The organism is Deinococcus carri (genome assembly GCF_039545055.1).
Classification (GTDB): Bacteria; Deinococcota; Deinococci; order Deinococcales; family Deinococcaceae; genus Deinococcus; species Deinococcus carri.
On sequence record NZ_BAABRP010000036.1, the window covers coordinates 1 to 10326 of the forward strand.

General features: G+C 65.0%; 11 protein-coding genes and 2 pseudogenes. 5 read left to right on the plus strand and 8 right to left on the minus strand.

The genetic code is table 11. The features are described 5' to 3' along the window. Positions 1-77: 77 nt before the first annotated feature. Positions 78-746, minus strand: coding sequence for a helix-turn-helix transcriptional regulator (locus ABEA67_RS19270; protein WP_345468483.1), 669 nt, complete (start codon positions 744-746; stop codon positions 78-80). A gap of 171 nt (positions 747-917) precedes the next feature. Between ABEA67_RS19270 and ABEA67_RS19275 the strand changes: the two genes are divergently transcribed. From ABEA67_RS19275 to ABEA67_RS19285, 3 genes are read left to right on the plus strand one after another with little or no spacing between them, the layout of a single operon-like run. Next, entirely contained in the window at positions 918-2345 is a 1428-nt protein-coding gene (locus ABEA67_RS19275; RefSeq protein ID WP_345468486.1) for an MFS transporter, read from the plus strand. A gap of 25 nt (positions 2346-2370) precedes the next feature. Then, positions 2371-3234 carry an alpha/beta hydrolase gene (locus ABEA67_RS19280; RefSeq protein WP_345468488.1) on the plus strand — a complete coding sequence of 288 codons (864 nt, stop codon included), beginning with the start codon at positions 2371-2373 and terminating at the stop codon, positions 3232-3234. Beyond that, complete coding sequence (locus ABEA67_RS19285; protein WP_345468491.1) at positions 3219-3776, plus strand: MFS transporter; 558 nt, start codon at positions 3219-3221, stop codon at positions 3774-3776. Before ABEA67_RS19280 ends, ABEA67_RS19285 begins: the two co-directional genes overlap by 16 nt. A gap of 96 nt (positions 3777-3872) precedes the next feature. Here the strand turns inward: ABEA67_RS19285 and ABEA67_RS19290 are convergent, their stop codons facing one another. From ABEA67_RS19290 to ABEA67_RS19310, 5 genes are all read right to left on the minus strand, one after another. After that, positions 3873-4127 (minus strand): deaminase, encoded by a 255-nt coding sequence (locus ABEA67_RS19290; protein ID WP_345468493.1) that lies wholly within the window; start codon positions 4125-4127, stop codon positions 3873-3875. A gap of 40 nt (positions 4128-4167) precedes the next feature. After that, entirely contained in the window at positions 4168-4632 is a 465-nt protein-coding gene (locus ABEA67_RS19295; RefSeq protein ID WP_345468495.1) for a nuclear transport factor 2 family protein, read from the minus strand. A gap of 105 nt (positions 4633-4737) precedes the next feature. Further along, complete coding sequence (locus tag ABEA67_RS19300; protein WP_345468497.1) at positions 4738-5724, minus strand: alpha/beta fold hydrolase; 987 nt, start codon at positions 5722-5724, stop codon at positions 4738-4740. 14 nt (positions 5725-5738) lie between these two features. Next, a complete protein-coding gene (locus ABEA67_RS19305) occupies positions 5739-6104 on the minus strand; it encodes a DsrE family protein (protein WP_345468500.1) in 366 nt (121 codons plus the stop codon). Positions 6105-6174: 70 nt separating this feature from the next. Continuing rightward, positions 6175-7074 carry a pyridoxamine 5'-phosphate oxidase family protein gene (locus ABEA67_RS19310; protein WP_345468502.1) on the minus strand — a complete coding sequence of 300 codons (900 nt, stop codon included), beginning with the start codon at positions 7072-7074 and terminating at the stop codon, positions 6175-6177. A gap of 111 nt (positions 7075-7185) precedes the next feature. Between ABEA67_RS19310 and ABEA67_RS19315 the strand changes: the two genes are divergently transcribed. Both ABEA67_RS19315 and ABEA67_RS19320 read left to right on the plus strand, forming a co-directional pair. Then, the gene (locus ABEA67_RS19315; protein ID WP_345468504.1) at positions 7186-7716 is read left to right on the plus strand and encodes a CGNR zinc finger domain-containing protein; all 531 of its coding nucleotides are present in this window, start codon (positions 7186-7188) and stop codon (positions 7714-7716) included. Positions 7717-7882: 166 nt separating this feature from the next. After that, positions 7883-8560, plus strand: coding sequence for a tyrosine-type recombinase/integrase (locus tag ABEA67_RS19320; RefSeq protein WP_345468506.1), 678 nt, complete (start codon positions 7883-7885; stop codon positions 8558-8560). Positions 8561-8727: 167 nt separating this feature from the next. Here the strand turns inward: ABEA67_RS19320 and ABEA67_RS19325 are convergent. Together ABEA67_RS19325 and ABEA67_RS19330 are read right to left on the minus strand one after the other, a co-directional pair. Further along, positions 8728-9036: pseudogene (locus ABEA67_RS19325) on the minus strand (pre-peptidase C-terminal domain-containing protein); the annotation flags it as partial. Between the two features lie 63 nt (positions 9037-9099). After that, positions 9100-9864 (minus strand): annotated as a pseudogene (locus ABEA67_RS19330) (M12 family metallopeptidase); the annotation flags it as partial. Between the last annotated feature and the right edge of the window lie 462 nt (positions 9865-10326).

Here is a 10326-nt window from a genome sequence, read left to right on the forward strand (position 1 = left end):
CGCCGACTCCACCTGCCCACCCTCTGAAGGCAGAGGCCGGGCAGCGGGGCGACGTGCGCCGTCGCCCCGCTGCCCATTCAGCTACTGCGCAACGGGTCTTCAGGACTTTGCGCCACCAGGTCGTCCACCAAGGCGGTGAGTTGATCATCGTGTGAAAACCGCCCGTACACCAGACGGAGCGAAGCGACGGCCCGAGCTGCCTCCTCCTCCCAACGCGAATAGAGCGCCTTCGTCGGGGCATCGAGAAATAACAACCGGGTCGCGTTGGGCCGGGTGTCCTCGTGATCCGGTGCCTCAAACTTGAGATTTCCCCCCAGAAGAGCATGACCGAGCCGATTCCAGGCCAGGATGTCCGTCTTGCGGTCCAGCACGAGGACGGGCACCTCGGCCATCGAGTCGATCAGTTGACGGATTCCCGGGCGGACCTTCGGCACGGGTGGCAGCGCCTGCCCTGCGGTGGTGGCGCGGGCTAGGTTAAACAGGTGCTGACGCTCCGCACTGTTCAGGGCCAGGGCCTGTGCCAGACGGTCCAGGATACGGTCCGACACGTGGGCCTGCTGCCCCTGCTCCAGCCGCGTGTAGTAGGTCGGACTCATGCCCGCGACCATGGCCAGCTCTTCACGGCGCAGTCCCGGGACCCGCCGAACTCCGTAGGAGGGGATGCCAACGTCCTCCGGCTTGATTTGTGCGCGGCGGCTGCGGAGAAACTCTCCGAATTCCGCACTGACGCTGTTGACCTCTTCCATCCCTGCATTCTCTCCCTTCCCGGTGAGACCACTTCCGCCAACGTCTGCCTGTCACTGCCCGTGGTAGGCACGTGGTGGCTGGCCTCGCCGGGTGGCTGGCTGCCCATCCGGTGACGCGTCAGGCTGACCGCATGCAACTTCAGATGCTCTATCAGACAGGTGGGACGGCTTATGACGCGCGTTGATGTGGCGAAGCCTGCCGTTCCCATGACCAGCCGCGAGAGGCTGGTTCTCTTCGTGCTGCTCACGGCCAGCTTCACCCTGGCGGTGGACTTCTCGATCTTGAATGTAGCCCTTCCGGTTATCGGGGCGGACGTCGGCTTTTCCCTGGAACACCTTCAGTGGATTGCCACCTCCTTTGCCCTGTGTGCCGCCGGGTTTACCCTGCTGTTCGGGCGGGTTTCCGACCTCTACGGGCGGCGGCGGTTGTTTCTCCTCGGCATGATTCTGCTGGGCCTCTCGTCCCTGGCCGGTGGGTTGGCCACGACGCCGGTCGTTCTGTTGCTCGCCCGGATTGTTCAGGGACTGGCCACCGCCATGGTGACCCCAGCAGCGCTCTCTCTGCTGACCACGGCCTTTCCCGAGGGACCGGTGCGCGCCCGGGTGTTGGGCCTGAACGGCGCACTCATGGCGGCTGGGTTTACCACCGGGGCCATTCTCGGGGGTGTGCTGGCCGACCTGCTCAGTTGGCGGTGGGCCTTCTTCATCAACGTGGCCGTGGCGGTCATCGTGCTGGTGATTGCACCAGGTGTCCTCAAGGAAAGCCGCAACCCCTCACGCCCCCGCCTGGACGTTCCGGGTGCGGTCACCGTCACCTTCGGCCTGCTTGCCATCGTGTACGGCCTCACGCGCGCTGGGGAGACGACCTGGGGAGACCCCCTCGCCCTGGGGACTCTCGGTGTTGGCGGGCTGCTCCTGCTGATCTTCTGGATGATCGAGCAGCGGGTCAAAACGCCCCTGGTCTCCGTCGGCATCCTGAAACGCAGCACTGTCGCCTGGGGAAATATCGCGGGCCTGATGGCCTTCGTGACCGAGACCTCACTGGTCTTCCTGATCACCCTGTATCTGCAGAACGTCCTGGGCTTCACCCCGCTGCAAGCCGGTCTCTGCTTCGCGGTCCTCGGTGCGGGCACGGTGGTCGGCGGCATCCTCGGGCCGAAGTTGATCAACCGGCTTGGCCCAAAGAACACCGTGGTCGTCGGCCTGCTGGTCCAGGCGGCAGCCACCCTCCCCCTCGCCTTCCTCAGCCTGGACCGTTCCTGGGTGGTGCTGCTGTTGGTGCTCACCTTTGTGGGTGGCGTTGCCAACCTGGCGGCCATCGTGGGGTTCATGGTGATGGCCACGTCTGGCTTACCCGATGAAGAGCAGGGCCTTGCCACCGGACTGGCGACCATGAGCCAGCAGGTCGGAATCACCCTGGGCATCCCCATCATGTCTGCCCTGGTGGCCGCCCGCCTGAACGCGCTGGGGAGCGAGACGCCACAAAACCTCCTGAGTGGCCTCAGCAGCGCCATCGCCGTCAATGCCGGACTGTGCATCCTGACCGCCGTCCTGGTCGGTCTCTTCCTGAGAACGAAAGCCGTGGGACACGGCGCATGAGGCCCCCAGTCAGGAGTCCACGGCCATGACGATGCAGCCTTCAGACGTTGCCGTGACCGTCAGGCGCATCCCGGCCCCTCACCACACTGTCCCGGTCCGCATCTTCCGTCCCTCAACGGCCCGGTCAGGCTGGCTGGTCTGGGCGCACGGCGGTAGTTGGGTGTCCGGCTCCGCCGCTGCCTGGCACGCGCCATGCCTGGATCTGGCCCGCCGGGCGGGGGTCACGCTGGTCAGCGTGGACTACCGGCTCGCTCCCGCCCACCCTTACCCGGTCCCACTGGAGGATGTCCTCGCCGTGCTGGTCTGGGCCGCGCAACAACCGGAACTTCAGGCGGACCCCAGGCTCCTGGCGGTCGGTGGAGACAGTGCCGGGGCGACCCTGGCCGCCAGCTCCGCCCTCGCTTTTCGTGATCAGGGCAGGTTGCTCGGTGGACAGGTGCTCGCCTACCCACCGCTTGACCCGCAGTGCCGTGCGCCGTCGTATACCTGGCTCCCGCACCAGTTTCCCAACAGGGACAGCCTCATGGCCGCCTGGCGAGCCTACGCGGGACCGGGACAGCCCAGCGGGCGGGCACAACCCTACCTGTCTCCCCTCCAGGCCAAGAAGCTGGACGGAGTGGCACCCGCCATCCTCGGTGTCGGCGGGTTTGACCCGGTGCGGGATGACGTGCGCCGTTATGCGGCGCGGCTCCGCCTGGCCGGGGTCCCCGTCCAACTGAGGGAGTTTGCCGGAGAGGGGCATGCCCTCTTCATGGCCCCGTCCACGGCCTTCCGCAGGTGGCTGGCCGCGTCCGTCCGGCAGCAGTTCGATGAGTACGTCAACTCTCCCATGACCCTTCCCTCTGACGCCCGGAGAAAACCGCGAGGTGCCAGATGCCCCCAGCCCTGATCGCCCTGGCTCTTGGTGGATTCGGTATCGGGTTGACCGAGTTCGTGATCATGGGCCTGCTTCCCGACGTTGCCCGTGACTTCCGGGTCAGTATTCCCGTCGCGGGGTATCTGATTTCCAGCTACGCCCTGGGCGTGGTGGTCGGGGCACTCCTCCTCACGGCAGCGGTCACGCACCTCCGGCGCAAGCCCGTCCTGATGGGCCTGCTGGTCCTGTTCATCGTGGGGAACCTCGTCTCCGCCATGGCTCCCTCGTATGGGCTGATGATGCTCGGGCGTGTCATCGCCTCCCTCTGCCACGGCGCATTCTTCGGCATCGGAGCGGTGGCGGCCGCCGCCCTGGTCGTGCCAAACAAACGAGCGGGAGCCGTCGCCACCATGTTCGCGGGCCTCACCCTGGCGAACGTCCTGGGGGTTCCCTTTGGAACGTTCATCGGGCAGCACTCTTTCCGGAGGGCCTCGCACAGCCCTTGCAGCACGCCCCAGACCAGCACGGGCGGCTCTGCCCACGCGGGATTCGAGGTGTCGCGCAGAAGAGGGTAAGCGGACGTCGTCCCTCCCAAGAAGGGCACGGGTGCTCCAATCACCACGAGCGCGCTCCGGGTCTGGCGTACGGCGTAGGAGCACATCACGCAGGGTTCAGCGGCCGTGTACAGCGCCCGACAGGTCGCGCGTGCCGAGCGTATGGCAGGCGGCGCGCACGGCGGCGAGTTCCGCATGGGCAGCAGGGTCGCTGAAGGTGCGCATGCCCTCGACGCCTTCACCCATGACGCGGCCCGCCAGCAACACCAGGGCACCTACGGGCACGTCTCCACCCGCCTTGGCCGTCTCAGCCAGGGCCAGACAGCGGTGCATCCACACCTCGTGACGCGCCCACTCCTGCAAAGCGGTCACAACCGACTTGGGCCCAGGACGAAGCCGAATCTCTGTGCCATCACAGCCCCAGTTCCGTCAGTCCCGGGTGATCGTCCGGTCGGGGACCGGCCGGCCAGTGGAAACGGCGATCCGCCTCGCGGATCGGTACGTCGTTGATGCTCGCCTCGCGGCGGTGCATCAGGCCCTGGTCATCGAAGGCCCACTGCTCGTTGCCGTGCGCGCGGTACCACTGCCCGCTGTCGTCCCGGAACTCGTACACGAAGCGCACCGCGATGCGGTCCTCGTGGAAGGCCCAGAGTTCCTTGACGAGGCGGTAATCGAGTTCGCGCGCCCACTTGCGGGTCAGGAAAGCGGTGATCGCCTCGCGCCCCGAGAAGAACTCGCCACGATTGCGCCACAGGCTGTCCTCGGTGTAGGCGAGTGCCACCCGCGCGGGAGCACGCGAGTTCCAGGCATCCTCGGCCAGACGGACTTTGCGGCGGGCCGTTTCGAGCGTGAAGGGTGGAACTGGCAGTCGGGTCATGGAGGCTCCTGAAGGGGTGAAGGATGGGGAGGGACTGTTCCCTCCCCATCCTGACGTGGAGGAGACCTGTTTGCACGACTCCGGGTCAACGTGGGAACGAAGGTCTCAACGGCCAGGGGCGACCCGGCGGGCCATGAAGTCGCGGATGAGCGAGGCGATGGTGTCTCCCTCTTCCTCCAGCGCGAAGTGCCCGGTGTTCAGCAGGTGAAAGTCGAGGTTCTTCAGGTCGCGCTTATACGGCTCGGCGCCCTGAGCGGGGAAAATCTGGTCGTTCTTGCCCCACACGATCAGGGTCGGCGGCTGAGAGCGGCGGAAGTACGCCTGGAACTGCGGGTACAGCGGCACGTTGCTACCGTAGTCGAGGAACAGCTTGAGCTGGATGTCCTTATTGCCCGGGCGGTCGAGGTACGCCTGATCGAGCGTCCAGGTGTCTGGGCTGAGGTTCTGCGGGTTGCGCGTGCCGTGCGTGTACTGCCACTTCGTCGCGGCCAGCTCGAAGAAGGGGCGCAACTTGTCGCCGTTGGCCGCACTGGGGTCCTTCCAGTACGCCCTGAGGGGGTCCCAGAACTCCCGCAACCCTTCGGCATAGGCGTTGCCGTTCTGCACAATCAGCCCCTGCACCCGCTCGGGATGGGCGAGGGCCAGGCGGTAGCCGACGGGAGCACCGTAGTCCTGCACGTACAGGGTGTAGTTCTTCAGACCGAGGTTTTGCGTGAAGCCGTCCATGACCCGCGCGAGGTTCGCAAACGAGTAGGTCCATTCGTTCACCCTCGGCATGCTGCTCTGCCCAAAACCGGGGTAGTCGGGGGCCACGACGTGATATCGGTCGGCGAGCCTGGGGATCAGATTTCGGAACATGTGCGAGCTGGTGGGGAACCCATGGAGCAGCAGCAGGGTGGGCGCGTCCTTCGGACCGGCCTCACGGTAGAAGATGTTCAGGCCCTCGACCTTGACGGTGTGATACGTGGCCTGAGGCGTCGTTGCGTTGGTGCGGGTCTGAGCGATGGTGGAGGCCGCGCCGCCAGCCAGGGCTGTGGGAACGGCCAGCGAGAGACCGAGGGTCAAGCTGAGGGCAAGGAAGCGTACACGCATGTCTTCGCCGCCTTTCAGAAGGTGAGGACCTGATAGCCCTGCGTGAGCATGTCCCGGTAACTGACGCCCGGGCCGAATTCGTCGAGCAGCTTCACCTGCTCGGATTGAACGCCCTCAGTCGCACCGAAGACGGCGGCACAACCCCCGCAGGCACCGGCCACCAGGGGTTTGACCTCCTCGTACAGGGCGTGTGCGATGTGGTCGGGCTTCGCCAGTTCGGCGGGCCAGCGGGTGCCTGCCCCGTCGAGATACACCCGCACGCTCTCTCCGGCGTCGTGGAACTCCTTGGCGGTCATCAGGGCGTTGTAGGCGCGCCCGAGGCCCTCCTCAGTCTTGGTATCGGCGAGGATGACAACAGCGATCTTCGTGGTGGCAGTCATGGGATGCTCCTGGGAGGGAAAAGAAGGGCTTGCCGGGCGCAGGGCGTCCGACCACGGGTGGTGGAGAGGGTCAGGCGGGGTTGTAGGGGGAGGCTTCTCTCAAGGTCCAGACTCGGCCCGTCGCCGAATCGCGCGTGACCACGTGGTCGACCGTGACCTCCACGAGCCGTTCGGCACCGGGATGGGCACTCAAGCGGTCCTCATCCCACACGACACGGGCGGTGCCGGTGAGATGCAGGGCTCGGTCCCGAGTGAAGTCAAGGAACAGCAGGCCCGCCCGTCCCGTCGCCTCAATGTTCCCCAGGGTATTGAACATGGCGTTGCCCGCATAGTCGGGGAATTCAAGGTGACGGGAGTCGAGGGCGCGCACGAAGCCCGGTCGCCCGCCCCGGTGCGAGGCGTCGGTCCCTCCTGCCGGGTGTACTGTCGCCATGAAGAAGGTATCGGCCTCCCGGATGAGGGCGAGCGCGTCCGGGAGTAGCTCACCGGAGGTCACGTGGAAGGGGGAAGCTCCCCCGCTCCCCGTGGTTTCACCCACGCGCTTCTGGATGTACTTCGGACAGTTGCCGTAGGCCTGCTCAACGCGCAGGACCAGGCCGTCGCCCGTTGTGGCGACCGTGCCGTTGACGCGCACGCGCTGCCGGGTGGAGAGGTCGATGGCAAGCACCCCGATGGGAACGCCGATAAGCAGGTGCTTCCCCACCGGGTCATCGTGGCGGAGGCGAGCGTGGAGAACGAGCGTTTGAGGGTCCAGGGGCTGCACGAAACCGGGCGGGCCGCTCAGCACGGTCGCCCACGGGCGACCCTGGAGGTCGGGGGCAGCCAGGACGAGAAGGTCCTGGCGGGCGAGAAGGGCGGCGAGTGGGGGCGTGAGGTGTGGGGCGATGGACCGTCCGACGCGGGCCGCCATCCCCTGCACCCCGGCGCGGGCCTGCACGGCGAGTTCGCCCTCGTGGTACGGCATGGTCATGCGCGACTCCTTTCCAACCGACTTGACGAGTCAAGACCCGCCAAGTGGTTAGAGCGAGCATGACAGGACAGATATAACTTGTCAACACTATTCGAGGAGTTAGAATAAAGCGTGCTACCCGCCCGCCCGCTCACCGGCGAACCACTCGCGCTCGACCTGATCAACACGGTCTGGGTCGAGGGCAGGATGCAGCTCGACCTGCTTGACAGCGACGAGGGGGCCCGAGCATGGCTGAAAGAGCATGCCCTGTCCTGCGACGAGGCCCTGCTCACCGCTGTCCGTGACCATCTGATCTTCGTGCGCACGGCTCTGCGCGGAGTTCTGGAAGCTCCCCACGAGCCCGAGCACCGTGATGCGCTGAACGGGGTTCTTGCGCGGGGCCACGTCCGACATTTCCTCGGCGAGCATGGACCCGAGGAAGACTTCGAGGTGGACCCGGCTTGGCGTCCGGCCTGGCTGGCCGCGAACGATCTGCTTACGTTGCTGCGGACGTCACCGCAGCGCCTGAAGAAGTGTGCGAATCCGCAGTGTGTGCTGCACTTTCTCGACACTTCGCCCAAGAACGCCCGGCGCTGGCATGACATGAGGACCTGTGGCAACCGGGCCAAGGCCCTGCGCCACTACCACAGGGCCCGCGACTGAGTGCGTGAGCGAAACAACGACGTGAGACCATCAGGTGGGCTTTGAGGAGAGTAGTTCGTGGAGCGGGCATACCCCGAACAAGTCAGGACTACGCTGGGGAATGCCATGAGCAGAACGGCCGGAAGAAGGGGCCGAACTTCGTGGTCAAAACGGGAATGCGAGCTCCTTGCGCGAGGTCGCGCGGGAAACCGTCAAGCTGTGGCGTAGGCACCACCTCACCTACGACCAGACCAAACACGTGGTCGAGGACGCCAGGCGGGCCCTGGGGTTCGCCGCCCCCAGGGAGCGCAGACGCACGGTAGACCGCCTTGATCGGGAGGAGAGCGAGCGGCTGAGCGAGGCAGCCTACCGCTGTGCCAGCAGGTACGGGCTGATGGTGAAGATGCTTTTCTACACGGGCGCCCGTGTATCCGAGTTCGTCAACATCCGCGTGACGGACCTGCACCTGGCCCTGGAGCCGCCCCAGGTCCACATCGTTCACGCCAAGGGCGGCAGCGACGGGTACGTGCCGATTCTGCCCGCCCTGGCCCAGGAGTTGCGAACCCATCTGGCTGGGCGCCACACCAGGTATGTGTTCGAGAGCAACCGGCATGATCGCTACACGCCAAGAGCGGTTCAACTGATGGTGCGCGACGTGGCCCACCGAGCAGGCATTGAGAAGCGGGTCACGCCTTACCGCTTGCGTGCCAGCGTCGCTACACTGCTGCTGGACGCCGGAATGCCGTTGGATCAAGTGCAGAAGTTCCTCCGCCACAAGCGCATTGCCACCACCCAGATCTACACCGAGACCAGCGCGCGCAACATGGGCGAGAGTTACCTCCGGGCCTTGGGCGGTCGCCCCTAGCTCCAAAAGAGCGGCCCAGCCGCTCTTTTTTGTTAGCGTACTAAAATTTCCGCATCTTGTCTCAGCCCCTTAGTGGTGAGGGGACGACGAAGAGCGGGTGGTCTAAATGGAAGACCGCCCGCTGAATAGAGTGATGCCGGGTCTGGAACGCTGCCAGATCTGGTCGGTTACCTGGTCTCGACCAGCGTGTAGCTGCCGGAACCGGCGTAGGCGTAGACCTCCCAGCGGTAGGTACCGCTGGTTGCCGTGTAGTTGATGCTCTCGCTGCTGGTGCTGCTTTCGCTGGTGGCGACATCGGTCCAGGCAGAGCCGTTGTACTTCTGGAGGTAGAGGTCGAAGTCGGTGCCGCTGGGGCCGCTCAGTTTGCCGGTCAGCGTGCCGCCTGCGTAGGAGAAGCCGCTGGTGCCCGGCTGATAGCTGCTGGCCCCCTGGCTCGCCGAGCCGGTGTAGGTGGTGCCGGGTGTGGGGGTGGTCGCCGGGTACATGAAGTTGATGTTGCCGACGTCGGTGGAGCTGTAACCGTTGCGCTGGCCCATACGGTTGATGTCGATGCTGCTGTCCAGCGGCTTGATGGCGAGCTTGCCGTCGAAGTAGGCGGGGTAGTGCATGATCGAGTCGAAGTCGTAGGTGCCGTAACCCTTGCTGCCGCTACGAATCTCGTACTGGCTCTGCCAGTCGGCGGGGATGTTCTGCCACTGGATCTCCACATAGGTGTCGCGGTCAGGACGGGTCTGCTCGTGGAACAGCCCCATCGCGTGGCCGAACTCGTGCATGATGCTGCCCACCGAGCAGCGGTCGGCCAGATTCAGGGTCTGCTGGCCGCCCACCATCCCCAGGCTGCTCGAGCAGGTCGTGCCGGTGTTGTACACCACCTGCACGTAGTTTGCCTGGCTGCTGCGCGGCGTGACGTTCACGTTCGTGGTCGTTCGGATGTTGGAGGCGGCCTGGGTCACGCGGTCACGCACGGCCTGCGGCACGTTGCTGGCGAAGGTGTAGGGGATGGTGTTGTTGGTCCAGCGGTAACGGGTATCGACGACGTAGGTGCCCTGGCCCTTCAGCGCGTTCACGTTATCGGCCAGAATAATGTCGTCTTCCAGCAGCAGCATGCCGTCCCGCACGAAACCGGTGACGGCCTGACGGCTGCCATCGGGCATGATTAGGGTCGCCGGGCGCGTCTCGGGTTTCGTCGCGCTGACGGGGCCACTGGGGGTGGTCCCCGCCTGGGGCACCTCGCCTGGCGTGTTGGAGCAGGCGGCGAGAAGAAGCGTGAGACCGAGGGTGCCAAACGCAAGACGTGAGTTCATCTGAACCTCCAAGGGATTGGGCAGGGGAACAATCTGTTTTTTCCGACAAGTGGAGGTGTATCATGAGACTGAGAAGTGTCTTCATTAAAACACCTAGACAGGGAACGACATACAGAAAATAGCCTCCCTCTTACCTAAATCTTCCTCCTAAAGATTTAAAAATGAAAGAAAAAGACTGCGTTTTCTTATCATGCATCGCAGCCATGAGGGATTGTCTGGATACCTGTGAAAAGGCTGTGATAATGCTGTGTTCTAAACGTTTTTTCATATCTGTCCGGCTTGCTGAAGGGACGACTGAAGACCCGTTGCGCAGTAGCTGAATGGGCAGCGGGGCAACGGCGCACGTCGCCCCGCTGCCCGGCCTCTGCCTTCAGAGGGTGGGCAGGTGGAGTCGGCGTTGCCAGCGGAGGTTGACGAGTCCAGCGACACAGCCCCAGATCACACCGTGCCGTGAGGGCTGGT

Excerpts from the sequence above, each read along its gene's own strand:
- ABEA67_RS19310 (WP_345468502.1), bottom strand. The coding sequence starts at position 7,074 with ATGACCATGCCGTACCACGAGGGCGAACTCGCCGTGCAGGCCCGCGCC.
- ABEA67_RS19305 (WP_345468500.1), bottom strand. The coding sequence starts at position 6,104 with ATGACTGCCACCACGAAGATCGCTGTTGTCATCCTCGCCGATACCAAG.
- ABEA67_RS19285 (WP_345468491.1), top strand. The coding sequence starts at position 3,219 with ATGCCCCCAGCCCTGATCGCCCTGGCTCTTGGTGGATTCGGTATCGGG.
- ABEA67_RS19300 (WP_345468497.1), bottom strand. The coding sequence starts at position 5,724 with ATGCGTGTACGCTTCCTTGCCCTCAGCTTGACCCTCGGTCTCTCGCTG.
- ABEA67_RS19270 (WP_345468483.1), bottom strand. The coding sequence starts at position 746 with ATGGAAGAGGTCAACAGCGTCAGTGCGGAATTCGGAGAGTTTCTCCGC.
- ABEA67_RS19295 (WP_345468495.1), bottom strand. The coding sequence starts at position 4,632 with ATGACCCGACTGCCAGTTCCACCCTTCACGCTCGAAACGGCCCGCCGC.
- ABEA67_RS19275 (WP_345468486.1), top strand. The coding sequence starts at position 918 with ATGACGCGCGTTGATGTGGCGAAGCCTGCCGTTCCCATGACCAGCCGC.
- ABEA67_RS19280 (WP_345468488.1), top strand. The coding sequence starts at position 2,371 with ATGACGATGCAGCCTTCAGACGTTGCCGTGACCGTCAGGCGCATCCCG.